Below are 25977 nucleotides of genomic sequence, written 5' to 3' on the forward strand. Positions count from 1 at the left end.
ACTTCGCTCGAAAACGCTATAAGCGGGCGATCCAGTACCCCGGAACCTGTCGTTGTTACAACCGCCGTTGCGGCCGGTTCGGATCGTGACACTATGCGCTGTTGACGGGGCAACCCCGGCTCTGGAATGTGGGGGCGTCCGCCGATAGATTGCGCACGCCCCCAGCCCTTTTCGAGAACTCAAATTGTCCAAATCAGCCTCCCGCGCCCGCCTCGCCGAGATCATCCGCAAGCGCTCGTTCGGGCGCGGCGAAATCACGCTGGCCTCGGGCCGCAAGAGCGATTTCTACTTCAACCTCAAGCCGACCATGCTGGATCCCGAAGGCGCCACGCTGCTGGCGGAACTGACCTTCGAGGCGCTGAGGGACGACAACCTCGATTATGTCGGCGGGCTGGAAATGGGCGCGGTGCCGCTGGCCGGCGCCATCGCGCAACTGTCCTGGATCAAGGGCCACCCGATCGCGGCGTTCTTCGTGCGCAAGAAGCCGAAGGAACACGGTGCCCGGCTCGCGGTCGAGGGCCTGGCCAAGGGCGAGAGCCTGCAAGGCAAGCGCGTCGTGATTGTCGAGGACGTCACCACCACAGGCGGCTCGGCGCTGAAGGCGGTCGAGGCGGTGCGCGATGCCGGCGCCGAGATCGCGCTGGTGTTCACCATGGTCGACCGCGAGGAAGGCGCCGCCGAAACGTTTGCGCAGGCCGGCATCGCGTTCCGCTCGCTCTACAAGGCCGGCGAGTTTCTGAAGGGGTGAGGTTTGCTGCTCCCTCGCCCCGCTTGCGGGGTGAGGGGCTCTCTCCGCGGACGCCGAAGCATAATTTGCGCTTAGACTCCCCCTCACCCGGCGCTTCGCGCCGATCTCTCCCCGCAAGCGGGGCGAGGTGCAGCAAACCGCATTTCTTTTCCGCCACCAGTTCCCCGGTCACCGCTCGTTTACCATCTCCGCCCTAATGTGAATTCGTGCCGGGGCGCCGATCGCCGCGGCCGGTTCGTGGCGGCGGGTGGAGTGTGCGTTGCGTAAAGAGTTGACTGATCAGCGCATGCGGCGCCGCATGATGGTTGTCGCCGCCGCCGTGCTCGCCGGCACGATTGCCGTGACGCCGCGCGCCGCATCCGCCGAAGGCCTGTTCGATTTCCTGTTCAGCGGCGCTCCGAAGCAGCAGCAGCGCCAGACCGCGCCGCAGGCCAATTTCTTTGCCGACCCGTTCGGCCTCAATCCGCAACCCGCGCCGCAGCCGCGCCAGATGGCGTCGGGCTCCGGACCGGCATTTTGTGTACGCAGCTGCGACGGTAAATATTTTCCGCTGATGCGCAGCAATGCCTCGCCAGTCCAGATGTGCCAGGCGTTCTGCCCGGCCAGCGTGACGAAAGTCTTCTACGGCAGCAGCATTGACGGCGCGTCCTCGACCACCGGCGAGCGCTATGCCGACTCTGAGAACGCCTTCGCCTATCGCAAGGCGCTGCGCGCCGACTGCACCTGCAACGGCCGCGATCCCGCCGGTCTCGCGCCGGTCGATCTGACGCTCGATTCGTCGCTGCGCTCGGGCGACGTGATCGCCACCACCTCGGGGCTGGTGGCCTATACCGGCGTCAAGCTCGGCGCCAGCCAGACCGCCGAATTCACCCCGGTTGCGTCCTATCCGGGCCTCACCGCCGATGTCCGCGCCCGGCTCGGCGAGATGAAGGTGGCGCCGGTGAGCGCCGAAATAGTCGCCGCCAACGCGCCGCTGCCGGAGACCGCCCGCGATGCCGTTGGGCCGGTAACGGCGGTGCCAAAAGCGGCTTCGACGAAAGACAAGCGCGCGGAAGTAAATTAGGCGACAACCCCAAATCCCTCATGGTGAGGAGCGCGCCCCTTCGCGCGCGTCTCGAACCATGAGAGCCCGGATGCCGCCATCCTTCGAGACGCCGCGCGAAGAGCGCGGCTCCTCAGGATGAGGACCGAGTTTGGGCTCACCGCCCGACGATGACGCCGATCACGTTCGGCGCCGACAGGTATTTCTCCTCGATGTCGGCGCGCGCGGCGGCGCGGTTTTCCGGCGTCAGCAGGCCGCGCTTTTCGGCCAGGATCATCCAGCAATAGCCCCACCAGTCCGTCAGCATGCCCTGGTCGTCGACCAGGTCGTAGCCCTGCTCGGCGGCGAAGATGCGCGCATGCGCTTCGTCGAGCCGATCGAGAAAGGCGTGGTCCTCGCCGGAAAACAGGTCGTCGCTGAAATCGTCCGTGGTGTAGCCCCACACTGACATGCAGACCGCGTTGAATTCGCGGTCGATCTGGTCGTCATCGACGATCTGGCGGCGCGAGGCCTGGTGTAGCCGCGACAGCGAGCGGGCGAAGTCGGCGATGCGGGTGAGCGCGAATTGATCGAAGGCGATGGTGGACATGTAGTCCTCAAAATCCTGAATAGGCCCTAGATATTGTATCGGCAGCGTTCCGAATCACTATGATATATCAAAGACTTGCTAAAGTGTTCTTAATTTGTTCCAGGACAAGAAGACTCAATCAGGACATCGCAACGCCGCTAAACAATTTACAAATGCCGGCGATACTCCGCGCGCGTCCGGCGGGAGACGGCTCTCAACCGAACCAGGAAAGCGGCATGCGAGGCATAGTAGCTTTTGCGATCATGACGGCCATTCTTGCGGTGATCGATGCGGCCTTCTTCAAAGGCAAATATCTCAAGGATTCGCAGGACGCGATCACGGGCCTTGCATCGATATCCATGCAGATCGGGCGCCGTTGAAAGAGCCGTAGGGTGGGCAAAGCGAAGCGTGCCCACCATCTTGCTTTCTTGTCTGCTGAGCCACCGGCTGGTGGGCACGGCGCGAAGAGCGCGCCTTTGCCCACCCTACGAAATCCCACTCACATCGCCGACAGCAACTTGTCGCCGCAATAATTGGCGTAGAATTTTCCGCCGCACTGCCGCTTGATCGCGGCACAGCGGGCCGCGGGCGAGGCATTTTTCGCGACGCTGAAGGAGCAGCCGAGGCCGTCGGCGCTCTTGCCGGCCTTGCCGGCGGCGAAGGCCGCGCTGGTGGCGCTGATGCAGACCACCAAAAGCGCCGCGGCGGAGATTTCGATCATCAATTTCATGGCGCAGTTCTCCCTCGGCGATCGCGGTATCCCGTCTTTCCGTGCCTGACGATACACCAAAGCGGGCTCACGCGGAGGCCGCAATTCGGCCCGGTCCTTGCATAAAATCATACCAGCGCAGTGCACAACAAGGCCCCCGGCGGTTTCGATCCAAGGGCAAGGCGCGTATGATTCGACGGGGATTAGAGCTTCAGGGATTTGCGATTTGCCAAATCAGACTTTCCCAGGGAATTTTCCGGCGCCCGGCCAGCCCATCGACGAGCTGGCGCTGGCCGAGATCAAGAGCGCGATCCTGGTCAAGCTCAGGCTGGCGGTCGGCAAGGACGCCGGCATGGCAACCCGGCGCGACTGGTACAAGGCGGCGGCACTGGCGCTGCGCGACCGCATCGTACACCCTTGGCTGATCACGGAAAAACAGAGCTACGACGAGGGGCGCAAGCGGGTCTATTACCTCAGCCTGGAATTTCTGATCGGCCGGCTGTTCACCGACGCCCTGAACAATATGGGGCTGTTGCCGATATTCGAGACCGCGCTCAACGATCTCGGCGTCGGGCTTTCCGACTTGCGCAAATGCGAGCCGGACGCGGCACTCGGCAATGGCGGCCTCGGCCGACTGGCGGCGTGCTTCATGGAGAGCATGGCGACACTGGCGATCCCCGCCATCGGCTACGGGATCCGCTATGATTTCGGCCTGTTCCGCCAGATCATCACCGACGGCTGGCAGCAGGAATACCCGGACGAATGGCTCGGCTTCGGCAACCCCTGGGAATTCCAGCGGCCGGAAGTGGTCTATCACATCCATTTCGGCGGCGGCGTCGAGCATGTCGAGGCCAAGGGCCGCGACCGCACGATCTGGCATCCGGCGGAAACCGTGAAGGCCGTGGCCTACGACACCCCGATCGTGGGGTGGCGCGGCCAGCACGTCAACGCGCTGCGGCTGTGGTCGGCGCGTTCGGCCGACCCACTCAATCTCGACGTCTTCAACACCGGCGACTATCTCGGCGCCAGCGCCGAGGAGGCGCGCGCCGAGTCGATCTGCAAGTTCCTCTATCCGAACGACGAGAGCCCGGCGGGCCGCGAACTGCGGCTGCGCCAGGAATATTTCTTCGTCTCGGCCTCGCTGCAGGATCTGGTCAAGCGCCATCTCGCCTCCGACGGGCAGTTGCGCGGTCTGGCGTCGAAGGCCGCGGTGCAGCTCAACGACACCCATCCGAGCCTCGCCGTCGCCGAACTGATGCGGATTCTGGTCGACCTGCACAATTTCCGCTGGGACGAGGCGTGGAAGATCACGGTGGCGACGCTGTCCTACACCAACCACACGCTGTTGCCGGAAGCGCTCGAGACCTGGCCGGTCGAACTGTTCGAGCGGCTGTTGCCGCGCCATCTCGAAATCATCTACCGCATCAATGTCAGCCATCTGGCGCTGGCCGAAGCGCGCTGTCCCGGCGATGACGATTTCAAGGCCTCGGTCTCGCTGATCGACGAGCGCTCCGGCCGCCGGGTGCGGATGGGACAGCTGGCATTTGTCGGCTCGCACCGCATCAACGGCGTCTCGGCGATGCATTCGGACCTGATGAAGGAGACCGTGTTCCACGATCTCAACCATCTCTATCCGGCGCGCATCACCAACAAGACCAACGGCATCACCTTCCGCCGCTGGCTGATGCTGGCCAATCCGAAATTGACCGATCTGTTGCGCGAGGCCTGCGGCGAGGCCGTGCTCGACGACCCGACGCAACTCGCGCTGCTCGAAGCCCGCGCCAGCGACGCCGCGTTCCAGCAGAAATTCCGCGCCGCCAAGCTGCACAACAAGATGGCGCTGGCGCGGCTGATCGGCGAACGCCTCAATGTCCATGTCGATCCCCACGCGCTGTTCGACGTCCAGATCAAGCGCATGCACGAATACAAGCGGCAGCTGCTCAACATCCTCGAAGCGGTGGCGCTGTATCACGCCATCAAGGACGACCCGCAGCGCGACTGGGTGCCGCGGGTAAAAATCTTCGCCGGCAAGGCCGCGGCGAGCTATCGCTACGCCAAGCTGATCATCAAGCTGATCAACGACGTCGCCGACGTCGTCAACAACGACCCCGCGATCGGCGGACGGCTGAAGATCGTGTTCCTGGCCGATTACAATGTCAGCCTCGCCGAAATCATCATCCCCGCCGCCGACCTGTCCGAGCAGATTTCGACCGCGGGCATGGAAGCCTCCGGCACCGGCAACATGAAGCTGGCGCTCAACGGCGCGCTCACCATCGGCACGCTCGACGGTGCCAATATCGAGATCCGCGATCACGTCGGCGCGGAAAACATCGCGATCTTCGGCATGGAGGCGATGGACGTGGTGGTGCGGCGCAAGCAGGGGCTGGATGCCAGCGACGTGATCCGGGGCTCGCCGCATCTCTCCCGCGCCATCAGCGCAATCGGGTGCGGCGAATTCTCGCCTGGCGATCCCGACCGGTTCGAATCGATCGCGCACGCGCTGCGCCATCTCGACCACTACATGGTCAGCGCCGATTTCGGCTCCTATCACGAGGCCCAGCGCGGCATCGACGCGCGCTGGCAGGTGGTGCCGGCCTGGACCAGGGCTTCCATCCTCAACGTGGCGCGGATGCCGTGGTTCTCGTCCGACCGCACCATCCGGGAATATGCCGGGGAAATCTGGGACGTACCGGTGCGGCCGGCGCCGCATCCGGCGGTGCTGGAGCCGGGGGTGCTGGAGCCGGGGGTGCAACGCGGCGGAGCGCGCTAATTTAGGCGAGCGGAAATCCATTACCTCCGGCGTCATTGAATTGAGCCGGACAGCCGTGATACTGCGTTGATCTATCAGCGTCATTGCGAGCGCAGCGAAGCAATCCATGAATCAACAGCAGGAAAGATGGATTGCTTCGCTGCGCTCGCAATGACGGGCGGTAGACCGCTTGCGTTTCCGAGGACTCCCATGCTGACCAAAGCCCCGCACCTCTTCGACGACGCCACAAGGGTGACCGCCGGCGACAGCCGCTGGCAGGGCCGCACCAGCGACGATTACTGGGCCTTTGTCGGCCCGTTCGGCGGCGCCACCGCCGCCACCATCCTGCGGGCGCTGATCGATCATCCGGAGCGCGCCGGCACGCCGCTCGCCCTCACCGTCAATTACTGCGCGCCGATCGCGGCCGGCGCCTTCGATCTCGACCTTCGCCTGGTCAAGGCCAACCGGTCGTCGCAACATTGGTGCGTCGAGCTGACGCAAGAAGGCGGCGAGGTGGCGACGCTGGCGACCGCCGTGTTCGCCGAACGCCGCCCGTCGTGGTCGCACCAGCCGGCACCCTTTCCGCAGGCCATACCATTCGAACAGATCAGGCCCTATCCCAAGATCAAGGCATCGTGGGCCAATCAGTATGATTTTCGTTTCATCGAAGGCAATCCGGATCTGGCCGGAGCGACGCCACAGGCCGAGCCGGCCAGCGCTTATTCCAAGGTATGGATCGGTGACCGCGTTCCCCGGACGATCGACATGCTGTCGCTGATGTCGATGTCGGATGCATTCTTCGCCCGCATCTTTCATGTCAGGCGCGAGTTCGTGCCGTTCGGCACGGTGTCGCTGACGACCTATTTCCACGTCGACGCCGATGATCTCGCCGCCGAAGATACCAGCCGCGTGCTCGCGGTCGCCGACGCCAGGATCTTCAACAAGAGTTACGGCGACCAGAACGGCGAATTATGGTCGCCGAACGGCCGCCTGCTCGCGACCACGACCCAGATCGCGTATTTCAAGGCGTAGGAAATTTTGTAGGGTGGGCAAAGGCGCGCTCTTCGCGCCGTGCCCACCATCCATCGGGGCGCGATGTCTTGAATGGTGGGCACGGCGCAAGCGCGCCTCTGCCCACCCTACGATGCCTGAAAGTCCCGCCACATGTCCGAGCCTGAAGTCAAAACCCCGCGCGTTGCCCTCCTCGGCATTCCCCTCGAGATCGGCGCCTCGCAACGCGGCACGCTGATGGGGCCCGATGCGCTGCGCACGGCCGGCATCGGTCGCGTGCTCGGGCAATTGGGATTTGAGGTCGAGGACCACGGCAATCTCGCGATACCGGCCGTTTCGGCCGCCGAGGGGCCTCCGCCGGCCCATGCGAAATATTACGACGAGATCAAGACCTGGATTCGCGCGCTTGGCGAACGCGCCTTCCAGCTCGCGCGCACGGGCGCCATTCCGATATTCATGGGCGGCGATCACAGCCTGTCGATGGGATCGGTGAACGGCGTCGCGCGCCACTGGAAGCAACAGGGCCGGCCGCTGTTCGTGCTGTGGCTCGACGCCCATGCCGACTACAACACGCCCGACACGACCGAAACCGGCAACATGCACGGCATGTCCGCGGCGTTTCTTACCGGCGAGCCCGGCCTCGACGCCCTGCTCGGCGACCAGCCCCGCGTCTCGATTCCCACCGATCAGCTCGACCTGTTCGGCATCCGGTCGATCGATCCGCCTGAAAAAGAGATGGTCCGCGACCGCCGCATCGCGATCGCCGACATGCGCGCGATCGACGAATTCGGCGTCGGCGTCCTGATCCGGCGGGTGATCGAAAGGGTCAAGGCCCAGGGCGGCGTGCTGCATGTGTCTTTCGATGTCGATTTTCTCGATCCTGCGGTGGCGCCCGGCGTCGGCACCACGGTGCCCGGCGGCGCCACCTATCGCGAGGCGCACCTTGTCATGGAGCTGCTGCACGATTCGGGCCTGGTGCGCTCCGTCGACATCGTCGAACTCAATCCGTTCCTCGACGAGCGCGGCCGCACCGCGCGGGTCGCGGTCGAACTGATCGGCAGCCTGTTCGGCCTGCAGATCACCGACCGCCCGACACCGAGCAACGCGGTGTTTCCGGACAACAGTTGAAGTGCACGCAAGCTGGCCACTTCACTTGCCTCTCCCCGCTTGCGGGGAGAGGCCGGATCACATCGCAGATGTGATCCGGGTGAGGGGGACTATCGGCAAGTTGCGTTCGTTGAGAGAGCCCCTCACCCCAACCCTCTCCCCGTAAAGAACGGGGAGAGGGAGAAGTAGACAGCTTAATGCTGGTCGAGGCTCATCACGACATGCACGAGACAGCCATTCACCGTCCGTCCCGGCGGGTGCGAGGAGGATGGTGTCGCGACATGGAAGTCGCCGGCGAGCAGGTTGCAATCGCCGAAGGAAAGGTCGCCCTCGAGAACGAGGGACTGTTCATCGGCGTTGTGCGAGTGCGGATGATAGGACGCGCCCGGCTGCATCCTGAACAAGAGATATTGCCGGTTCTGGGCCCGGTCGATATGGAGCAACCGCCCCTTGATACCGGGGCCGATATCGAACCAGTTCGCGCTTGCCGCGCGTTTGGTCAGCGTGCCCGGCAAATGCAGGCCTTCGCCGTCGATCCTGTCGAGAATCTTTTCGAACAACCCGGCCGGCAACGGCTCGGCCTCTTCCGCCTGCAGGCTCGAAAAAGCGTTCTCCCAATACTCGACCTGGGTCTTCAGCACCTCGTCCGACTTCAGTTGCGACGCGAGCTCGCGGCGCTCCGCCTTGCCGAGCAGGCCGAGCACGTACTCCGCCGCGCCATGGGCTCCCGGCTTTACTGGTTCAGACATAGCTGCAACTTCTCAACGGCACGGTGAATCCAGGTCTTGATCGTTCCCAGGGGAACGGCTGATTGTTCGGCCAGTTCCTCGTAGCTGAGGCCGTAGTGGTAGGCCAAAATAACACATTTCCGGTAGTTCTGTTCGAGCAGCCCAAGGCACTTCAGCAGGTCCGGCGCGAGAGCCGGCTCGCCAGACCCGGGACCGGAAAGCTTCTCGACCAGGGCGGCGACATTCTCATCGGCCAACGACACGAACCGGATCCGGCGTTCGGGCAGGCGGTCCAGCACGGCGTTACGCGTGACCACCGTCATCCAGCCGATCGCGCTGCCCCTGGCAGGATCGTACAGATAGGATTTTTGCCAGATCCGCAGCATCGCCTCCTGAAAGGCGTCTTCTGCGGCGTCACGATCTCTCAGAATGCGGCTGCATATCCCGAACAGCACGGGACCGGCCGCGGCGTACAGCCGGCGGAACGCAACCCGGTCGCCTTGGGCGACAGAGTTGAGCACCTGACCCAGGTCGTCCTCGGGAATCTGTCGCATTCTGAAGTGGTTGGCCAGGAATACACGCAAAAGCAGCTGTTCCGTCGCGGACTATAAGACTGAGGAAGCTACGGTTCAACGGGCGGCGGTTTCAAAATACCCGGCCGACGGCCGAAAAAATCCGCCGTGAACATGTGGGCCGCCGAAACTTTTTCCGCCGGAGCGCCGTAGTGGCGGGGACAGGTATCAGCCAACGCTCGCCTCGTCTTTCCGGCGATTGCCAGGCTCAATGACAATCGACCGGGGAAAAAACGTGAACGCGACATCGCCAGGAATCGCCGGCATCGCCGAAGCACACGAGCCGAAGATGGCCCTGCTGGAGTTGCTCGCGGGCGTCGCCGCCGAAAACAAATCCGCCTTCGCCAAACTCTACGGCCTGACCAATCGCAAGCTCTTTGGCGTCGCATTGCGGATCCTCGGGGATCGCAGCCTTGCCGAAGACGTGCTGCAGGAGTGCTATCTCAAGGTCTGGCGCAATGCCGCAAGCTACAACCCCGCGATCGCATCGCCGATGGCGTGGATGGCGACCATTGTCCGGCACGGCGCCATCGATGCCGTGCGCAAGCGGCGGTTCGAGGTGGTCGGTAACGAGAACGAGATCCTGACTTTGGCGTCTGATGATCCCGATCCGATCGATGAGCTGGACCTCGCCCGGCTGCGTCCGCAGGCGCTGGCGGCCTTTGCCAGGCTTCCGGAAGACAAGCGCCGGCTGATCATGCTGGCCTATCTCGGGGATCGGAGCCGCCACGAACTTTCAACCCGCTTCGGCGTCCCCGCCAACACGGTCAAGACCCATTTGCGGCGCGCGCTGCTGGAGCTGCGCGCGACGATGGTTGTCCGCGAAAACCGGACGACGCCGGGCCGCGCGACCGAAGAAACGAAGTATCTGCGTCAAGAAAAAAGGGCGGCCTCACGGCCGCCCTTCGAATTCACGAGATCGCAACAAATCGAAAGCCCCAACCTCACTCCGCAGCGAGCTTGAGATCCGGTGCGGCGGCGCGGACGTCGGCGTCGACCTCGGCTTCGAACTTGGAAAAATTCTTCTGGAACATGCCGACCAGGGCGCGCGCAGTCTTGTCGAACTCGGCCTTGTCCTTCCAGGTGTTGACGGGATCGAGGATCTCGCTCGGCACCCCCGGCAGCGCGGTCGGCACCGCGAAGCCGAAATACTTGTCGGTGCGGAATTCGACATTTCGCAAGCTGCCGTCGAGGGCTGCGGTCAACAGCGCCCGAGTCACCTTTATCGGCATCCTGGAGCCGGTGCCGTATTTGCCGCCGGTCCAGCCGGTATTGACCAGCCAGCAATCGACATTGTGCTTCGCGATCAGCTCGCGCAGCATGTTGCCGTACACGGACGGATCGAGCGGCAGGAACGGCGAACCGAAGCAGGTGGAGAATTCAGGCTGCGGCTCATTGCCGAGGCCGCGCTCGGTGCCGGCCACCTTCGCGGTGTAGCCGGACAGGAAGTGATACATCGCCTGCGCCGGCGTCAGCTTGGCGATCGGCGGCAACACGCCGAACGCATCCGCCGCGAGCATCACCACATTCTTCGGATGACCGGCGCGGCCGGTGCGCGAGGCGTTGGGGATGAAATCGAGCGGATAGGCCGAGCGGGTGTTTTCGGTCTTCGAGCCGTCGTCGAAATCCGGCACCCGCGTGTCTTCGTCGAGCACCACGTTCTCGAGCACGGCGCCGAAACGCTTGCTCGCGGCGTGGATTTCGGGCTCGGCTTCCTTCGACAGCTTGATGCATTTGGCGTAGCAGCCGCCTTCGAAGTTGAAGACGCCTTCATTGCCCCAGCCGTGCTCGTCGTCGCCGATCAGCGTGCGCTTCGGGTCGGCCGACAGCGTGGTCTTTCCCGTTCCGGACAGGCCGAAGAAGATGGCGCTGTCGCCCTTGGGCCCGACATTGGCCGAACAATGCATCGGCATCACGCCCTTGGCGGGCAGATAATAATTCAGCGTGGTGAACACGCTCTTCTTCATCTCGCCGGCATATTGAGACCCGCCGATCAGGACGATCTTGCGGGCGAAATCGATCGCGACCACGTTCTCCGAGCGCACGCCGTGGCGTTTCGGATCGGCGCGGAAGCTCGGCATGTCGATCATGGTCAGTTCGGGCACGAAGTCCCTGAGCAAGGAGGCTTCGGGCCGGATCAGCAGCGTGCGGATGAACAGCGAGTGCCAGGCGAGTTCGGTATAGACCCGGGTCTTGATCTGGAAGCTCGGATCGGCGCCGCCATAGAGATCCTGCGCGAACAGCGTCTTGCCTTCGGCGTGCTTGAGGAAATCCTGATACAGCGCCTCGAACTGCTCTGACGTGATCGACTGGTTACCGGCCCACCACATCTTCTCGGTGGTGGCGTCGCGAACCGTGAACTTGTCCTTCGGGCTGCGACCGGTGAAGTCGCCGGTATCGGCGCAGAGCGCGCCGTCGGCGGACAGCACAGCTTCGCCCGCGATCAGCGCGTACTGATAGAGCTGTGGCGCGCCGAGATTCCAGTGCACCTGCTTGAGATTTTTTAAGCCGAATTTGTCGGCGCCGAAGGCACCGTTACGAATACCCGTCTCTTGCACTGAAGAATCCTCCTGGAACCCGCGTATCTCCAGCGCGAATGCCGCCAGACGCGCCTCTGTCGCGGTGACCTTCTATATAGCCTTGCGGCATCGGTCCGGCGACCTAATACTGAGGAACGCCGGACTTGCCAAGCCGATCCCGCAGTATTTGGTTTATTCCAAGGCCGGGTCATTGATACGGCTCAATGCTTGCCGCGTATTGGGGCATTCCGGGGCCATGACAGCGCGATCATCCGCCATGATCACAGTTGCGACCGGCCGGGAAGAGTTTTTATTGCGACGCACAATCCACAATTCTTAACGCGCCGCGCCCTCGCCGATCAGTGCAAACGGACCCCAGAACGCCGGATAGGCATTCTTCGGCGACGCGGAATCGCCGAGATAGAAGAGCATTGCCTGGCGTAGCGCCTCGGCGCGGCCGATTTTTGGATCGGATTTGAGGCGGTCGAAGGTCGCGGTGGTGAGGCGCGTGGCGGCTTCCGAATCCACCGCCCAGTGCGAGACCAGCAGCGCACGGGCGCCGGCGTAGAAGAACGAACGGGCGAGGCCCGACAGCGCTTCCGCGCCGGGCTTGTCGCCGGCAATCGTGTTGCACGCCGACAGCACCACCCAAACGGCGTTGAGTTTCAGTTGCGCGACTTCACTCGCAGTCAACAATCCGTCGTCGAGTTCGGTTGGCAGCCTTGGAAGACTCAGCGCCAGCGACGGCTCGGCGAGACCCTTGACGTCGCCCGCCACGAGACCGTGGGTGGCAAAATACACGATCGAATAATCCGACAGCGGCGCGCGCTTCACATTGGTCTCGCTGGCGTCAGCGCCGAGGTGAATATCGGCAGCGGCAACGCCGAGGTTTTTTGCCACCGCGTTCAACTCGTCGGCCGTATCGGGCAGTTGCGGCAAGGCTTGCGCGAGCCGGAGACGATCGACGCCGGCGCCGCGCCAGAAATCGGTGTAGGCGCCTGTGACCGCGCCCCTGGCTGCGGACTTGATCGCGGCACGCTTGTCTCCACCGGATTGGGATGGGTCGAACAGCGGATCGCCAAAACCGGTCATCGGCTTGATGCCGTGATCCCGGCGCGCAAAAGCCCGCAACGATTTCAGACTGGCGACCGACGGCAATACCGACACCGCGTGACGCTTGATCAGCCATGCGGCCTCGCGATAGCCATCGAGTTTTTCCGGGATCGCGGCCGATGGCTCCGCCGTCACCAGCAACTGAAACGGCAGCGCCGTCAACGGACCCGAGGGAACGATCAGCAGGCTGCGCTTGTCCTTCACCAGGGACTCGACCGGGCCCAGCAGCGTCTTGTAGAGCCGGTTGGCGCGGGCAAGATCGAACAGCCCGGATTTACCGGTGGCATCGCCGACATCGGCAATATTCAGTCCCCTGCGGAACTCGGCGATTTCCTGCGAGAGCCCTTCGGTTGCACGCGGAATCGGCTTCCAGTCAAAACTCTCGCGCGTGATCGCGATGACATAGCTTTCCTTGATGGTGGTGGTGAGCAGCACCATCGCCTCATCGCCGGACAACAGCGACTGAATCTCCTTCACCGTCAACGGCAATGGATTCGACAGCGCCGCGTAATCCGGAAATTCCGTCGACAGGGTCTTTTGCAGCGACGGGCGTTCGCTCGAAATGGTGGCGAGCCGGGCCCGGGTGCGCTGCACGGCAGCGAGGTCGCGCTTCGACCGCTCCCTGGAGACCGCCGCCACCAGCGCCTTGTCGAGGGCTTCGGCCTCAGCGGCGAGATCCTGATCGCGGCGAACCAGTTCGGCGAGGCGATCGGTTCCCGCGGCCAGCCGTACCGCCAGCTTGTTCACGGCTGAGGCGGCCGAAGACTGGGCGCCGCGCTGGATCGCATGAAGCATTGTGTCGATCGCCGGCTCGGTCGGTATCAACTGGTTTCGCTCGGCGTCAGCCAGCACCGGGAGCACGGCGCGAAGCTCGCCGCGACCGCTCGCGATCAGCCTTTGCGCCAGCGGCAGCGCCTTCTCCGGATAACCTGTCTCGGCATAAAACGCCGCCAGATTGTTCATCGACCGCGCGGTATCGGGATGATCGGGACCGACCGCGCGCTCACGAACCGCCAGCGCCCGCTCGAACAGTTTTTCGGCGTCGCGGGTCCGTCGACCGTCGTAGAGCTCCGCCAGGTTGTTGAGGGATCGCGCCACGTCGGGATGATCGGGCCCCAGCACTTTTTCGCGGATCGCGAGCGAACGCTTGATCAGCGGCTCGGCCACGGCAAAGCGATCCCCGACCTTGGCGACCTGACCGAGATTGTTCAGCACGGTCGCGACCGCCGGATGCTCCGGACCTCCTACTTTCTCGTAAATCGCCAGTGCGCGCCTGAACAAGGGCTCGGAGTCGGCATGACGCTCCTGCTTCTCGTAATGGGTGGCCAGATTGTTCAGCGACTGCGCCACGTCGGGGTGCCCGGGCCCCAGCGTCTTTTCGCGGATCGCCAGTGACCGCTTGAACAGCGGTTCGGCCTCGGCATAGCGCTGCTGCCTTTGGTAAAGCGCCGCCAGATTGTTCAGTTGGTGCGCGGCTTCCGGGGAGCCGGCACCATGAAGCCTTTCCACCAGCGCGATCGATCGCTTCAACAGCGGCTCGGCCTCGGCATCCCGCCCCTGGCTGCCATAGAGCAGCGCGAGATTGTTCAGCGACGCCGCGACATCGCGATGGTCTGGACCATGGGCCCGCTCCATATCCGCCAGCAGGCGCTGCGCCAGCGGAATCGCTTCGGAATATTTGCCGGCCCGGCTGAGTTCGGCGATCTCAGCGCTGCGCGCCGCCGCATCGGCCTTTTGCGCTGACGAAGCCGTCGTCACGCCAACGCCTCCGATGAGCGCCAGCCACACTGTCAGAGCGAAACGATTCGGGGATTTCATGATGCGGATACGTTGCCTTGGACGCCGCGTGCGGGCGTGCATGGGTCGCAGCAACGCCCGCCCCCGTTCAAACCGGCAGCGATGATCCGCTATCCCCCGGCTATCCCTTGGCCCGCGCCTCACCCGCCAGCCTGACCAGCATCTTGCGCAGCTCACCCGGGCCAATGACCCGTTCCGGGAAATCCAGCCGCAGCGTGGCCGTACCGGCCTGCAGATCCAACCCGTCCGGGTCACAGCCGATGCAGCTCCAGTCGGCGGCCTCGGCGCCCAGAAGCTTGGTCGCATAGAGGTTGATGGCGTCGCGATGGTCGGCGTTCATGTGCTCGACAGCCCCCTGTTCGGCCTCCAGCAGCGCGCCGGCATCGGAAATATCGGTCAGGAACTGCTCGGGCTTGAGGTCCACGATCCGCCCGAATCCCGCCACCAGATGCGCGCCTGAGGGGCGGATTCGAAAAAACGAAAAATCCTTAAATTTTACAAAGGCTTCCGCAGATGGATGGGCACTGAGGTAGCGCCGGCGCAATATTTCCAGCTGGTCGGGCCCGGCCTCCTCGGCGCGGCCCGCCAGCATGATCCGGGCGCCCTCCAGGGGGTCGCCCTCGGCCCGCTCGTCCAGCATCAGCGAGACCCGGGCATCGCCGAGGATGTTCCTTGTGTGCAGCGCCAGCCGCGAAATCAGCAGGATCGGTGAGCCGTCGGGATGGCTGGCGAGGTTGACCAGGGAACAATAGGGATCGCCGGTTCCGGCCACCAAAGTCGCCAAAGCCCCTTGCCGGCTGCGCCGGAGCAGCGACCGGGTCAGCCGGCCGGCATCGAAATCAGAAGTGGGCTGCATCGGTCATATCCAGACATCTCATTGCTATCAGGACCTTTTCCCGGTTAAACGAGTATCTATATAGCTGGAACTCCAGGTAGCTTAGGCGTTTTGCGGAACTCGGTCACACTTCAGCCCAGCTTGCATTGCTCGTTTACCGCGTACGAAGCCATTTAGGCGGCGCATCGCTGGATTGCTCGCCGTTCCAGCCACACTACTTCTGAAAGCAGGCTCATGCCCACAATCGCCTTGGTCGATGACGACCGCAACATTCTCACATCCGTCTCGATCGCGCTCGAAGCCGAAGGCTATCGCATCATGACCTACACGGATGGTGCGTCCGCGCTCGACGGCTTTCGCACCAGCCCGCCGGACCTGGCGATCCTCGACATCAAGATGCCGCGCATGGACGGCATGGAGACGTTGCGGCGGCTGCGGCAGAAATCCGACCTGCCGGTGATCTTCCTCACCTCCAAGGATGAGGAAATCGACGAATTGTTCGGCCTCAAAATGGGCGCCGACGATTTCATCCGCAAACCGTTCTCGCAGCGCCTGCTGGTCGAACGCGTCAAGGCCGTGCTGCGCCGCGCCGCGCCGAAGGATCCGACCGCCGCGCCGAAGGAGACCGACGCCAAGGCGCTGGACCGCGGCCTGCTGCGGATGGATCCGGAACGCCACACCTGCACCTGGAAGAACGAACCGGTGACATTGACGGTGACCGAGTTCCTGATCCTGCAGGCGCTGGCGACGCGCCCCGGCGTGGTCAAGAGCCGCAACGCGCTGATGGACGCGGCCTATGACGACCAGGTCTATGTCGACGATCGCACCATCGACAGCCACATCAAGCGGCTGCGCAAGAAGTTCAAGGTGGTGGACGACGATTTCGAGATGATCGAAACCCTCTACGGCGTCGGCTACCGCTTCAAGGAAACCTGATTTTCGGGGCGTCCGGCGCGCGGTTTGTCAACTGACGCCGCCGCCCGGATCGGCTAGGATACTTGCCTAAGATACTTGCAACGCAAGACGCCCTCGAAACAACCGGCAGTGTTGGCCATTGCTCGATCGAACGCAGCCTGATCCCAACCTGAATGCCGAGGACACCTCGCCGGCGCTGGACAGCGGCGCCGTCGAAAGCCCGCCGGCGCGGGGCTGGCAACGCCCGCTCGACTGGCTGCGCCGCACCGGCCAGTTTTTCTTCGCGCTGTCCTTTTCCAGCCTCACCCGCCGCATCGTCTCGCTGAATCTCGCGGGTCTGATCGCGCTGGTGGCGAGCATCCTCTATCTCTCGCAGTTCCGCGCCGGCCTGATCGACGCCCGCGCCGAAAACCTGCTGTCGACGGGTGAGGTGATCGCGCGCGCGATCGCCGCGACCGGCACCACCGAAAGCCACGCGCTCACCATCGACCCGGACCGCCTGCTCGACCTGAAACCCGGGGAAACCTACGGGCCGTCCGACGACGCCTTGTCGGGGCTGGATTTCTCGATCAATCCGGAGCGCATCGCGCCGGTGCTGCGCGGCCTGGTCTCCCCGACCAAGACGCGCGCCCGCATTTACGACCGCGACGGCGTGCTGATCCTCGACAGCCGCAGCCTGTACGGCCGCGGCGACGTCATGCGCTTCGAACTGGCGCCGCCCTCGACCGAAAAACCCGGCATTGCCGAGCGGACCATGATCGCGTTCCGCACCTGGCTCAACCGCGGCGACCTGCCGCTCTATCGTGAGCTCGGCCCGGAGAACGGCAAGGGCTACAACGAAGTCGCTCGCGCGCTGACCGGCGTCAAAGGCTCGATGGTGCGGATCAACGACCGCGGCGAAGTCATCGTCTCGGTGGCCGTACCGGTGCAGCATTTTCGCGCGGTCAACGGCGCCTTGCTGCTGTCGACGCAGGGCGGCGACATCGACCAGATGGTGACCGCGGAGCGGCTGGCCATCCTGAAGATCTTCGCCGTCGCGGCCGTCGTGATGATCGCGCTTTCGCTGCTGCTGGCGAGCACCATCGCCGGCCCGGTGCGCCGGCTCGCTGACAGCGCCGAGCGGGTCCGCCGCCGCATCCGGACCCGCGTCGAAATTCCTGACTTCACCCGCCGTCGTGACGAGATCGGCCATCTCTCCGGCGCGCTGCGCGACATGACCAACGCGCTTTACAGCCGGATCGAGGCGATCGAGACCTTCGCCGCCGACGTCGCCCATGAATTGAAGAATCCGCTGACGTCGCTGCGCTCGGCGGTCGAAACGCTGCCACTGGCGCGCAACGAGAACAGCCGTTCGCGGCTGCTCGCCGTCATCGAGCACGACGTCAAGCGGCTCGACCGGCTGATCTCTGATATCTCGGACGCCAGCCGGCTCGACGCCGAACTGCAGCGCCAGGACATGACGCTGGTCGATCTTCGCCGCCTGCTGAACGCGCTGGTGACGGTGGCGAACGAAACACGGCGCGGCAACAATGTCGCGGTGGAAGTCCGCTTCGAGGGCCGCGGTCCCACCGACACGTTCTCGGTGCCGGGCCATGATTCGCGGCTCGGACAGGTGATCTCCAACCTGCTCTCCAACGCCCAGTCGTTTTCCGAACCCGGCGGCAAGCTGCGCATCGTCTGCCGGCGCGTGAAGAACGAAATCGAAATCGTGGTCGACGACGACGGCCCCGGAATTCGCGAGGACGCGCTGGAGCGCATCTTCGAGCGCTTTTATACCGACCGGCCGCACCAGGGTTTTGGTCAGAATTCCGGACTGGGACTGTCGATCTCCAAACAGATCATCGAGGCCCATGGCGGGCGGATCTGGGCCGAGAATCGCGCAGGCGCCGTCAACGCCGAGGGCGAGCCGACCATCGCGGGCGCGCGCTTCGTGGTCCGGCTGCCCGCGCCATGACGGGCGCGGGGGCCGCCAGCGTGCACGCCTCGGCCGCGCTGGTGGGCGACCGGGCGGTGCTGATCCGCGGGCCCTCCGGCGCCGGCAAGTCACGGCTGGCGTTCGATCTGATCCTGGCCGGACGCGCCGGACAAATACCTCCGGCCGTGCTGGTCGGCGACGACCGCGTGCATCTGGAACACAGCGGCGGGCAATTGGTCGTACGCCCGGCGCCGGAACTGGCCGGCCTGATCGAGGTCCGGGGGCTCGGGATCTTCAGCTGCGACTTCGCGCCCCAGGCCATCGTCGGCCTGGTGGTCGATCTGGCCGCCCCGGATGCCGAACGGCTGCCGCCACCGGAAGCGCTCCGGGTGACGATAAATGGTATTGAAATACCAAGAATTCCTGCAAAAACGGGTATGTCTCCGCTTCCACTCGTTATCGCTGCACTGACCATGACCGCGATTTCATCTTCACCCCAACCTTCGGCCGATTGCCCGAAGGGAATTGGTAACCATATCAGTCCCACACTCGCGACCGAATAGACCGGCGCCGGCTCCCATCCCTACCCTTACTTTCCGGGAGAATCGCGAAGATCCCCTCTTGCGCGGGGGCTCTGGATGGTCAAAGTGGCGCGTTCGTGCGGTGCACCAAAAAGCACCCGCGAGGAGTTTCCGATGATTGGTCTAGTACTTGTGACCCATGGGCGCCTTGCCGACGAGTTCAAGGCAGCGCTCGAACACGTCATGGGCCCGCAAAAACAAATCGAAGCCGTCACCATCGGTGCCGAGGACGATTCGGATTTATGTCGAAGTGACATTATCGAAGCGGTCAACCGCGTCGACAGTGGCGATGGCGTTGCGATTCTCACCGACATGTTCGGCGGCACGCCTTCCAACCTCGCGATCTCCTGCATGAGCCGCCCCAAGGTGGAAGTGCTCGCGGGAATCAATCTTCCCATGCTGGTCAAGCTGGCCAAGGTCCGCGAAGAGCGCTCGCTTCCCGACGCCATCGCCATGGCCCAGGAAGCCGGGCGCAAATACGTGACCATCGCCAGCCGGGTCCTCGCCGGCAAATGAGCGACGACGGCGCGGCACCCCAGGACAATGCCGGGCCGAGCATCCCTTCGGGCGCGGTGACCCGCGAACTTCCCATCATCAACAAGCGCGGCCTGCACGCGCGCGCGTCGGCGAAATTCGTCCAGATGGTCGAGCGTTTCAACGCCGAGGTCTGGGTCACCAAGGGCAACGAGACGGTCGGCGGCACCTCGATCATGGGGCTGATGATGCTGTCGGCCGGACCCGGCACCTCCATCACCGTCTCCGCGATCGGCCCCGAAGCGCAGGCTGCGCTCGACGCGATCACCGAACTGGTCGCCAGCAAGTTCAACGAAGAAGGCGTGTGACGGTGCGCTCCCTCGCCCCGCTCTTGCGGGGAGAGGGTTGGAGTGAGGGGCTTCCCTCCCAGCAAAGACTTTCCGAGAGACCTGTACCCCCTCACCCGGAATTCGAGCCGCGCTCGAATTCCGACCTCTCCCCGCAAGCGGGGCGAGGTGAAGAAAAACTACTTCGCCGGCGGAGCGATAAAAACCTTCCAGGTGATCGCCGGTCCGGGATGGCCCTTGAAGAAGCGCTGGGTGGTGATGGTGAGGCGCTCCGGATTGTTTCCGTTCGCCGCCATCCACGCCTCGCAGATCGGCAGCCGGCCATCGGTGGTATCGCAGACGCCGATGAAGCCGAGGCGTTTGGCTTCCTCCACCGAGGTCAGCCCGGACGACCACAGTTCGCCCGGCGTGAGCGGCGCCGGATGGTCCGGACTGTAGAACGTCAGCGGCTGGTTCATTTCCGTGGTGCCGGCGACCACGGCCCAGCGCGAATGAAACCGGCTGCGCCAGGCCTGCGTCAGTTCGCGGGCGAGTTCGGAACGCGCGCCATAGGTCGCGGCCCCGTTCGGATTGACCGCCATCTCGCGTGACGCGATGGTAGGCGAGGCGGCCAGCACCGTCAGCGTGATCGCGAGCCAGATCGCGACGATATGAAACAGCGCGACCTTTCGAAGGCGCAGCGCCGGAATCGCCACCAGCGCCAGTGGCGTCAGGAAGAACAGCGAGATTCCCCAATCGGTCTTCATGTAGACCATGAAGGCGAGCCCGCCGAGCACCGGACCGATCGCGACCACGGCCTGGATGATCCAGACATTGAGCGCCTGCGACCCATTCACGCCCGGATTCGGGCCGCGCGACCATGTGCGCGAGAACAGCGCCGACGGACGTCTCCAATTCGCCAAGGCCAGCGCCACCGACGCCAGCGCGACCGGCAGCGCCAGCAGCGCCACATTGTGGCCGATGTAACCCAGAACAAGCTGCACGTTCTGGGCGCGGGTCAGATGCGTGTAGACGTCGCCGGCATAGGTCAGCGGCACGAAGTCCGCTTCCCGCAGCCACACCAGATGCGGCAACATCAGCACCGCGAGGATGCCGATCGCCGTCCATGGCGCCGGCGACCGCAGAAACTGGAGGCGATCCGGATGCAGCAACGCCGCCAGCCCGACCGCGCCGATCATGGTCAGCACCCAGTATTTCGTCATCAGCGCCAGCGCGCCGGCGAGGCCGAGCCACAGGCCGGAGCGCACGCTGCGCTTCTCGAACGCATGGAGATAGGCCAGCACCAGCAGCGGCAGCGTCACCAGCTGCAGCAGGTCCGGATTGTACTTGAAACCCTTGAAGTTGAAGATCGGATAGAGCGCCAGCATCACCATGACGAAGAAGGCGCGGCGGCGGTCCACCACGCGCAGCGCGATCAGCCAACAGATCACGAGGCCGCAGCCCAGCGTCGCCATCGCCAGCGCGTAGGTCGACCAGTTGGCGACCGGGAAAACCGTGAACCAGAGGCCGGCCACCCATCCCGAGAGCGGCGGATGCTTGCCATAGCCGAACTGGAACTTCTGGCCCCAGGCGAAGGCCTCCGCGACGTCCATATGGACGTCCTGCGCCGCCTTGAGATTGACCAGGATCAGGGTCCAGAGCACCGCATGGGCGGCGGCAAAGCCGATCACCAGCCAGAGGCCGGCCCTGGGATCGCTGGCAGTAGCCACCAGCCACGCCGGCAATCGCCGGACCGTTGACCAGCGCCGCGCGCGCGCCGCCACGGGCAAGTATGATGCAGTCGACATGGCCCTGTGCGTACCGCGTTTTCAGCCTGAGTGGAATCAGCTTGGCGTGAAGAAGCCCCGCCAAAAAGCCGCATTATGGTTGCCGCAGCGGGGTGCCAATGCTATCCCGCGCCCATGACATCCATCCCTATTTCCAACATCCGCAACTTCGCCATTGTTGCGCATATCGACCATGGCAAATCGACGCTGGCCGACCGTCTGATCCAGACCACCGGGGGACTGCAGGCGCGCGAGATGAAGGAGCAGGTGCTCGATTCCATGGATATCGAGCGCGAGCGCGGCATCACCATCAAGGCGCAGACCGTGCGGCTGACCTATCTGGCCAAGGACGGCAACACCTACATCCTCAATCTGATCGACACCCCCGGCCATGTCGATTTTGCCTACGAGGTTTCGCGGTCTCTGGCCGCCTGTGAGGGTTCCTTGCTGGTGGTCGATGCGAGCCAGGGCGTCGAGGCGCAGACATTGGCAAACGTCTATCACGCGCTCGACGCCGGCCACGAGATCGTGCCGGTGCTGAACAAGATCGACCTGCCGGCGGCCGAGCCGGACCAGGTCAAGCGCCAGATCGAGGACGTGATCGGCATCGACGCCTCGGACGCCGTGATGATCTCGGCGAAAACCGGCATCGGCATCGACCTCGTGCTGGAAGCCATCGTGCACCGGCTGCCGCCGCCGAAGGGCGATCGCAATGCGTCGCTGAAGGCGCTCTTGGTCGACAGCTGGTACGACGTCTATCTCGGTGTCGTGGTGCTGGTTCGCATCGTCGACGGCGTGATGAAAAAAGGCCAGCGCATCCGCATGATGGGCACCAACGCCGCCTATGACGTCGAGCGCGTCGGCTTCTTCACGCCGAAGATGACGCAGATCGACGAACTCGGCCCCGGCGAGATCGGTTTCATCACCGCCGCGATCAAGGAGGTGGCGGACACCCGCGTCGGCGACACCATCACCGACGACAGGAAGCCGATCACCGACATGCTGCCGGGCTTCAAGCCGGCGATCCCCGTGGTGTTCTGCGGCCTGTTCCCGGTCGACGCCGACGATTTCGAAACGCTTCGCGCGGCGATGGGCAAGCTCAGGCTCAACGACGCCAGCTTCTCGTTCGAGATGGAAACTTCAGCCGCCCTCGGCTTCGGCTTCCGCTGCGGCTTCCTCGGCCTGCTGCATCTGGAAATCATCCAGGAGCGGCTGCACCGCGAATTCGATCTCAATCTGATCGCGACCGCGCCGAGCGTGATCTACAAGATGCACCTCACCGACGGGCGGGAGATCGAGATCCACAATCCGATCGACATGCCCGACGTGGTGAAGATCGCCGAGATCCACGAGCCGTGGATCGAGGCCACCATCCTGACCCCCGACGAATATCTCGGCAGCGTGCTGAAACTGTGCCAGGACCGCCGCGGCAATCAGAAAGAGCTCACCTACGTCGGTAACCGCGCCATGGTGAAATATGAATTGCCGCTCAACGAAGTGGTGTTCGATTTCTACGACCGCCTGAAGTCCGTTTCAAAAGGCTATGCCTCGTTCGACTATCATCTCACCGACTACAAGCCGGCCGACCTCGTGAAGATGCAGATCCTCGTCAACCTCGAGCCGGTCGACGCGCTGTCGATGCTGGTGCATCGCACCCGCGCCGAAGGCCGCGGCCGCGCCATGGTCGAGAAGATGAAGGAGCTGATCCCGCCGCACATGTTCGTGATCCCGATCCAGGCCGCGATCGGCGGCAAGGTGATCGCCCGCGAAACCGTCCGCGCACTGCGCAAGGACGTCACCGCAAAATGCTACGGCGGCGACATCACGCGCAAACGGAAACTTCTGGAGAAGCAGAAGGAAGGCAAGAAGAAGATGCGGCAGTTCGGCAAGGTCGACATCCCGCAGGAAGCCTTCATTGCCGCGCTGAAGGTGGATAGCTGAGGCGAATGCTCGACCGCTGGAGCATGGCGAGATAGGTCCGGGCTGGAGCTTACCTGACCGGACGACAAAAATATCGAAAACAACCCCATGCACAGATAGGGCGACGGTGGCGTGATACCTGACGCTTCCTGCGATACGATTGGACACGTCGGGCAAATCACCGGCACGATTCCACCATCGCAGCCCGTGTGATCGGTTGATGCCGCCGCAGCCCTTACGGCAGTCTCAGAACATAGAATTTCGAATCGACCGCCATGACCGGGAACGCCCTGGGCAGACCGGCTTTTGGAAGCTCCTCAAAACCCTTCTTTTCGTAGAACCGGTGCGCCGCCAGAAATTTGTCCGTGGTGCCGAGAAAAATCTCGACCACGCCCCGCGTACGCGCATGCGCCAGCAAGGCATCGAGAAGCTTCTCTGCCACTCCATGCTCACGGCCGCGAAACGGACTGGCGACGAACATCTTCCGCAACGCCGCCTGCCGTGAACCGATATCCTTCAATCCGACCGTACCGACAACTTCGTCTTCTGCTCGGGCCACCCAGAAGCCGCCAGTCCCCGACTGGTAGAAAGCGGGAATGTCCGCGAGGTCCGGCTGATCCGCTTCGGTGACGGGAATGCCAAATTCTCCCTGCTGAATCGGCAGGATGACGTTCAGGACCCCTCGCTGATCGGGATCAGAGAACGTGGAGATGGAAACTTTCTGCATGGATGCTCCGGTCCAACCAACTGACGCTTATGCGCAGAGACGGATTTGGGCAAGGCAAGCCAGACACGCAATCCTTGAATGGTTCTCCGTAACATGTTACGTTAATTCCATGGCCACGACCCCGAAAAAGTCAAAACCCCGCACTCCGCAGCAGCGCATGGCTTCGCGCCGCGAGCGGCTGCGCGCGCAGGGTTTGCGGCCGGTGCAGCATTGGGTGCCGGATTTGCGCGATCCCAAGGTGCTCGCGGATATCCGCCGCGAGGCCGCGATGTTATCCAGGCATCCCGAGGACGCGGTGATCGATGAATGGCTGGACACCGTCCGCGATCCGGCAGACTGGTCGTGAAGCGCGGCGACGTGGTGTTGCTTGTCGCGCAGGGCGACATGGGCAAACCGCGTCCGGGGGTGATTGTGCAGGCGGATGAACTCGGTGACACGACGAATTCCGTTCTGGTTTGCCCGATGTCGTCCGACGTCAGCGATTACCATCACCTTCGGCCGGTGGTTGAGCCCTCGGCTGCGAACGGCCTGCGGCTTCGCTCGCAGATCATGACGGACAAGATCAACGCGTTGCGGCGAGACCGCGTCCGGCAGGTGCTGGGATCGCTCGATGGCGAGACATCCGAGCGGCTCAACAGCGCACTCCTTCTGGTGCTCGGGTTGGCGCGCTGAAGGTGGACAGCTGAGCGCTGGCAACTCCCCTACTGCGTCGAGGCGATTTTCGGGTCGGCGGTCTTTTCCCGGCGCTCCTGGGTTTCATCGAGATTGGCGGCCGCCCATGCCGCCAGCTTGTTGGCATAGACGGTCATGCTGTGGTCGGCGATGTTTTGAAACTTTCCACTCCTGATCAACGCCGCCAGTCCCCAGATCGTCCGCCAGGTTTTTTGAAGGATGGTTGGCGAGCGCCGGCCGGGCGACATGCCAAGCTTGCCGAAATAGCGGGTATCTCCGACGTGACGATAACCCAGAATCGCCGGGGGAATGGCCGGTACCATATCGACGCCATTGGTGATCCGATACAGCGGCGCCTTGACGTAGATATCGAACGAGCTGTCACCGGCTCGCGGGCAGCCGAATGTATAACAAGCCGCGATGCAATCGCGGATCATGGCGTCGTCGTCGTTGGCCAGTTCCGCCGTCGCCATTAGCGCGAGCGCGCCACCGAGCGAATGGCCAGTGATGTAGATCGCACGCGGCTTGGCCTGAACGGCAAGCTTGACGAAATCAAACATGGCATCGCGGATCGGCCAATATGCCTGGAAGAACCCGGTATGGACACGCGTTCCACCCTGCAGCGCGACCAGTCGCGCGTTGACGTTGGTCTTCCAGTCGAGTTCGTCTTCGGTTCCGCGAAACACGATGACAATGATGTCGCTGCCTTCGACGACGTAACCCGCCGTACCGGCATCATTGTCGACCAGCTTTGTGCAACTCAGGAATCCTTGCGCGCACAGCTCGTCGCTGAATGTCTTGAATGCAAACTCGTCGACGTGAAACGAGGTGTAGGCCCGAAAGGCCAGCTTTGCCATGAGCAACGCGGTACGGTCGGAATAGGCCGCGCGAAAGGTCGGAATGCTCTTGAGATCATCCGGCTCGAAAATGCCGATATCTGCCATCAATACCTCCCAACTCTCAAAAGAGCAGCCTAGCACTTAACCCACGTCATGTGTACCTCTGGTTGTGTCTGGACAAGCGGGGGAAAGCTCGACAGGGAGAAGACATGAACGCGTTCTCGCCCGCACGCCTCGACGCCGCGTTCCCAGCCATCTTGATCGCCAGCGACGGATGGGCCAACATCGCGCCTTGGGCCAGTCAGAAGCTAAAAAATGCGAGG

The 25977-nt window shown here is 63.6% G+C and carries 25 protein-coding genes; 15 read left to right on the plus strand and 10 right to left on the minus strand.

The window, feature by feature from the left end; genetic code table 11:
- Positions 1-184 precede the first annotated feature (184 nt).
- Both pyrE and Q7T45_RS05385 read left to right on the plus strand, forming a co-directional pair.
- Positions 185-748, plus strand: a complete 564-nt coding sequence (gene pyrE, locus Q7T45_RS05380) for an orotate phosphoribosyltransferase (RefSeq protein WP_304868495.1) — start codon at positions 185-187, stop codon at positions 746-748.
- 298 nt (positions 749-1046) lie between these two features.
- The gene (locus Q7T45_RS05385; protein WP_304868497.1) at positions 1047-1811 is read left to right on the plus strand and encodes a DUF2865 domain-containing protein; all 765 of its coding nucleotides are present in this window, start codon (positions 1047-1049) and stop codon (positions 1809-1811) included.
- A gap of 136 nt (positions 1812-1947) precedes the next feature.
- On the opposite strand, the gene Q7T45_RS05390 is transcribed toward Q7T45_RS05385, so the two are convergent.
- Positions 1948-2379 (minus strand): hypothetical protein, encoded by a 432-nt coding sequence (locus Q7T45_RS05390; protein ID WP_304743266.1) that lies wholly within the window; start codon positions 2377-2379, stop codon positions 1948-1950.
- 215 nt (positions 2380-2594) lie between these two features.
- Here Q7T45_RS05390 and Q7T45_RS05395 point away from each other — a divergent pair, with 215 nt between their 5' ends.
- Positions 2595-2738 carry a hypothetical protein gene (locus tag Q7T45_RS05395; RefSeq protein ID WP_304868500.1) on the plus strand — a complete coding sequence of 48 codons (144 nt, stop codon included), beginning with the start codon at positions 2595-2597 and terminating at the stop codon, positions 2736-2738.
- Positions 2739-2857: 119 nt separating this feature from the next.
- Here Q7T45_RS05395 and Q7T45_RS05400 read toward each other — a convergent pair whose 3' ends face one another.
- A complete protein-coding gene (locus tag Q7T45_RS05400) occupies positions 2858-3088 on the minus strand; it encodes a hypothetical protein (protein ID WP_304868502.1) in 231 nt (76 codons plus the stop codon).
- A 205-nt stretch (positions 3089-3293) separates the two neighbouring features.
- On the opposite strand from Q7T45_RS05400, the gene Q7T45_RS05405 reads away from it, so the two are divergent.
- The 3 genes from Q7T45_RS05405 to rocF all read left to right on the plus strand — a co-directional run bounded on the left by Q7T45_RS05405 (position 3294) and on the right by rocF (position 7955).
- On the plus strand, positions 3294-5837 hold the full coding sequence (locus Q7T45_RS05405) for a glycogen/starch/alpha-glucan phosphorylase (protein WP_304868504.1): 2544 nt from the start codon (positions 3294-3296) through the stop codon (positions 5835-5837).
- A gap of 189 nt (positions 5838-6026) precedes the next feature.
- Positions 6027-6848, plus strand: coding sequence for an acyl-CoA thioesterase II (locus Q7T45_RS05410; protein ID WP_304868506.1), 822 nt, complete (start codon positions 6027-6029; stop codon positions 6846-6848).
- Between the two features lie 132 nt (positions 6849-6980).
- Positions 6981-7955 carry an arginase gene (gene rocF / locus Q7T45_RS05415; RefSeq protein ID WP_304868508.1) on the plus strand — a complete coding sequence of 325 codons (975 nt, stop codon included), beginning with the start codon at positions 6981-6983 and terminating at the stop codon, positions 7953-7955.
- Between the two features lie 173 nt (positions 7956-8128).
- Here the strand turns inward: rocF and Q7T45_RS05420 are convergent, their stop codons facing one another.
- Both Q7T45_RS05420 and Q7T45_RS05425 read right to left on the minus strand, forming a co-directional pair.
- Complete coding sequence (locus Q7T45_RS05420) at positions 8129-8683, minus strand: cupin domain-containing protein (RefSeq protein ID WP_304868510.1); 555 nt, start codon at positions 8681-8683, stop codon at positions 8129-8131.
- Positions 8668-9216 (minus strand): sigma-70 family RNA polymerase sigma factor, encoded by a 549-nt coding sequence (locus tag Q7T45_RS05425; protein ID WP_304868512.1) that lies wholly within the window; start codon positions 9214-9216, stop codon positions 8668-8670. Before Q7T45_RS05425 ends, Q7T45_RS05420 begins: the two co-directional genes overlap by 16 nt.
- Positions 9217-9469: 253 nt before the next feature.
- On the opposite strand from Q7T45_RS05425, the gene Q7T45_RS05430 reads away from it, so the two are divergent.
- Positions 9470-10198: an RNA polymerase sigma factor gene (locus Q7T45_RS05430; RefSeq protein WP_304868513.1), complete on the plus strand. Its 729-nt coding sequence runs from the start codon at positions 9470-9472 to the stop codon at positions 10196-10198.
- On the opposite strand, the gene Q7T45_RS05435 is transcribed toward Q7T45_RS05430, so the two are convergent.
- The 3 genes from Q7T45_RS05435 to Q7T45_RS05445 form a co-directional block, all read right to left on the minus strand.
- Positions 10179-11792 (minus strand): phosphoenolpyruvate carboxykinase, encoded by a 1614-nt coding sequence (locus Q7T45_RS05435; protein ID WP_304868515.1) that lies wholly within the window; start codon positions 11790-11792, stop codon positions 10179-10181. The two genes, Q7T45_RS05430 and Q7T45_RS05435, sit on opposite strands and share 20 nt — an antisense overlap.
- A 297-nt stretch (positions 11793-12089) precedes the next feature.
- Entirely contained in the window at positions 12090-14684 is a 2595-nt protein-coding gene (locus Q7T45_RS05440) for a CHAT domain-containing tetratricopeptide repeat protein (protein ID WP_304868517.1), read from the minus strand.
- Positions 14685-14784: 100 nt separating this feature from the next.
- Entirely contained in the window at positions 14785-15519 is a 735-nt protein-coding gene (locus tag Q7T45_RS05445; RefSeq protein WP_304868519.1) for a HugZ family protein, read from the minus strand.
- A 213-nt stretch (positions 15520-15732) separates the two neighbouring features.
- Here Q7T45_RS05445 and Q7T45_RS05450 point away from each other — a divergent pair, with 213 nt between their 5' ends.
- The 5 genes from Q7T45_RS05450 (at position 15733) to Q7T45_RS05470 (ending at position 19751) form a co-directional block, all read left to right on the plus strand.
- Positions 15733-16434 (plus strand): response regulator transcription factor, encoded by a 702-nt coding sequence (locus Q7T45_RS05450; RefSeq protein ID WP_044412750.1) that lies wholly within the window; start codon positions 15733-15735, stop codon positions 16432-16434.
- A gap of 118 nt (positions 16435-16552) precedes the next feature.
- On the plus strand, positions 16553-18367 hold the full coding sequence (locus Q7T45_RS05455; protein WP_304868527.1) for a sensor histidine kinase: 1815 nt from the start codon (positions 16553-16555) through the stop codon (positions 18365-18367).
- Complete coding sequence (locus Q7T45_RS05460; protein ID WP_304868529.1) at positions 18364-18891, plus strand: HPr kinase/phosphorylase; 528 nt, start codon at positions 18364-18366, stop codon at positions 18889-18891. The genes Q7T45_RS05455 and Q7T45_RS05460 overlap by 4 nt, the downstream gene beginning before the upstream one ends.
- A 132-nt stretch (positions 18892-19023) precedes the next feature.
- Complete coding sequence (locus Q7T45_RS05465; protein WP_024509305.1) at positions 19024-19425, plus strand: PTS sugar transporter subunit IIA; 402 nt, start codon at positions 19024-19026, stop codon at positions 19423-19425.
- Positions 19422-19751: an HPr family phosphocarrier protein gene (locus Q7T45_RS05470; RefSeq protein ID WP_304868531.1), complete on the plus strand. Its 330-nt coding sequence runs from the start codon at positions 19422-19424 to the stop codon at positions 19749-19751. The genes Q7T45_RS05465 and Q7T45_RS05470 overlap by 4 nt, the downstream gene beginning before the upstream one ends.
- A 158-nt stretch (positions 19752-19909) precedes the next feature.
- On the opposite strand, the gene Q7T45_RS05475 is transcribed toward Q7T45_RS05470, so the two are convergent.
- A complete protein-coding gene (locus Q7T45_RS05475) occupies positions 19910-21517 on the minus strand; it encodes a glycosyltransferase family 39 protein (protein WP_304868533.1) in 1608 nt (535 codons plus the stop codon).
- Positions 21518-21631: 114 nt separating this feature from the next.
- Here Q7T45_RS05475 and lepA point away from each other — a divergent pair, with 114 nt between their 5' ends.
- Positions 21632-23437, plus strand: a complete 1806-nt coding sequence (lepA, locus tag Q7T45_RS05480; protein ID WP_304868535.1) for a translation elongation factor 4 — start codon at positions 21632-21634, stop codon at positions 23435-23437.
- A gap of 214 nt (positions 23438-23651) precedes the next feature.
- Here the strand turns inward: lepA and Q7T45_RS05485 are convergent, their stop codons facing one another.
- Positions 23652-24143, minus strand: coding sequence for a GNAT family N-acetyltransferase (locus Q7T45_RS05485; RefSeq protein WP_304868537.1), 492 nt, complete (start codon positions 24141-24143; stop codon positions 23652-23654).
- Positions 24144-24300: 157 nt separating this feature from the next.
- Between Q7T45_RS05485 and Q7T45_RS05490 the strand changes: the two genes are divergently transcribed.
- Together Q7T45_RS05490 and Q7T45_RS05495 are read left to right on the plus strand one after the other, a co-directional pair.
- Positions 24301-24489, plus strand: a complete 189-nt coding sequence (locus Q7T45_RS05490; protein WP_304868539.1) for an antitoxin MazE family protein — start codon at positions 24301-24303, stop codon at positions 24487-24489.
- Complete coding sequence (locus tag Q7T45_RS05495; RefSeq protein ID WP_304868541.1) at positions 24486-24815, plus strand: type II toxin-antitoxin system PemK/MazF family toxin; 330 nt, start codon at positions 24486-24488, stop codon at positions 24813-24815. The genes Q7T45_RS05490 and Q7T45_RS05495 overlap by 4 nt, the downstream gene beginning before the upstream one ends.
- A gap of 29 nt (positions 24816-24844) precedes the next feature.
- On the opposite strand, the gene Q7T45_RS05500 is transcribed toward Q7T45_RS05495, so the two are convergent.
- A complete protein-coding gene (locus tag Q7T45_RS05500; RefSeq protein ID WP_304868543.1) occupies positions 24845-25759 on the minus strand; it encodes an Mbeg1-like protein in 915 nt (304 codons plus the stop codon).
- Between the last annotated feature and the right edge of the window lie 218 nt (positions 25760-25977).

The organism is Bradyrhizobium sp. (assembly GCF_030646015.1).
Taxonomy (GTDB): domain Bacteria; phylum Pseudomonadota; class Alphaproteobacteria; order Rhizobiales; family Xanthobacteraceae; genus Bradyrhizobium.

Excerpts from the sequence above, each read along its gene's own strand:
- Q7T45_RS05385 (WP_304868497.1), top strand. The coding sequence starts at position 1,047 with ATGATGGTTGTCGCCGCCGCCGTGCTCGCCGGCACGATTGCCGTGACG.
- Q7T45_RS05390 (WP_304743266.1), bottom strand. The coding sequence starts at position 2,379 with ATGTCCACCATCGCCTTCGATCAATTCGCGCTCACCCGCATCGCCGAC.
- Q7T45_RS05395 (WP_304868500.1), top strand. The coding sequence starts at position 2,595 with ATGCGAGGCATAGTAGCTTTTGCGATCATGACGGCCATTCTTGCGGTG.
- Q7T45_RS05400 (WP_304868502.1), bottom strand. The coding sequence starts at position 3,088 with ATGAAATTGATGATCGAAATCTCCGCCGCGGCGCTTTTGGTGGTCTGC.
- Q7T45_RS05410 (WP_304868506.1), top strand. The coding sequence starts at position 6,027 with ATGCTGACCAAAGCCCCGCACCTCTTCGACGACGCCACAAGGGTGACC.
- rocF (WP_304868508.1), top strand. The coding sequence starts at position 6,981 with ATGTCCGAGCCTGAAGTCAAAACCCCGCGCGTTGCCCTCCTCGGCATT.
- Q7T45_RS05420 (WP_304868510.1), bottom strand. The coding sequence starts at position 8,683 with ATGTCTGAACCAGTAAAGCCGGGAGCCCATGGCGCGGCGGAGTACGTG.
- Q7T45_RS05425 (WP_304868512.1), bottom strand. The coding sequence starts at position 9,216 with ATGCGACAGATTCCCGAGGACGACCTGGGTCAGGTGCTCAACTCTGTC.
- Q7T45_RS05440 (WP_304868517.1), bottom strand. The coding sequence starts at position 14,684 with ATGAAATCCCCGAATCGTTTCGCTCTGACAGTGTGGCTGGCGCTCATC.
- Q7T45_RS05445 (WP_304868519.1), bottom strand. The coding sequence starts at position 15,519 with ATGCAGCCCACTTCTGATTTCGATGCCGGCCGGCTGACCCGGTCGCTG.
- Q7T45_RS05450 (WP_044412750.1), top strand. The coding sequence starts at position 15,733 with ATGCCCACAATCGCCTTGGTCGATGACGACCGCAACATTCTCACATCC.
- Q7T45_RS05460 (WP_304868529.1), top strand. The coding sequence starts at position 18,364 with ATGACGGGCGCGGGGGCCGCCAGCGTGCACGCCTCGGCCGCGCTGGTG.
- Q7T45_RS05465 (WP_024509305.1), top strand. The coding sequence starts at position 19,024 with ATGATTGGTCTAGTACTTGTGACCCATGGGCGCCTTGCCGACGAGTTC.
- Q7T45_RS05470 (WP_304868531.1), top strand. The coding sequence starts at position 19,422 with ATGAGCGACGACGGCGCGGCACCCCAGGACAATGCCGGGCCGAGCATC.
- Q7T45_RS05475 (WP_304868533.1), bottom strand. The coding sequence starts at position 21,517 with ATGTCGACTGCATCATACTTGCCCGTGGCGGCGCGCGCGCGGCGCTGG.
- lepA (WP_304868535.1), top strand. The coding sequence starts at position 21,632 with ATGACATCCATCCCTATTTCCAACATCCGCAACTTCGCCATTGTTGCG.
- Q7T45_RS05485 (WP_304868537.1), bottom strand. The coding sequence starts at position 24,143 with ATGCAGAAAGTTTCCATCTCCACGTTCTCTGATCCCGATCAGCGAGGG.
- Q7T45_RS05490 (WP_304868539.1), top strand. The coding sequence starts at position 24,301 with ATGGCTTCGCGCCGCGAGCGGCTGCGCGCGCAGGGTTTGCGGCCGGTG.
- Q7T45_RS05500 (WP_304868543.1), bottom strand. The coding sequence starts at position 25,759 with ATGGCAGATATCGGCATTTTCGAGCCGGATGATCTCAAGAGCATTCCG.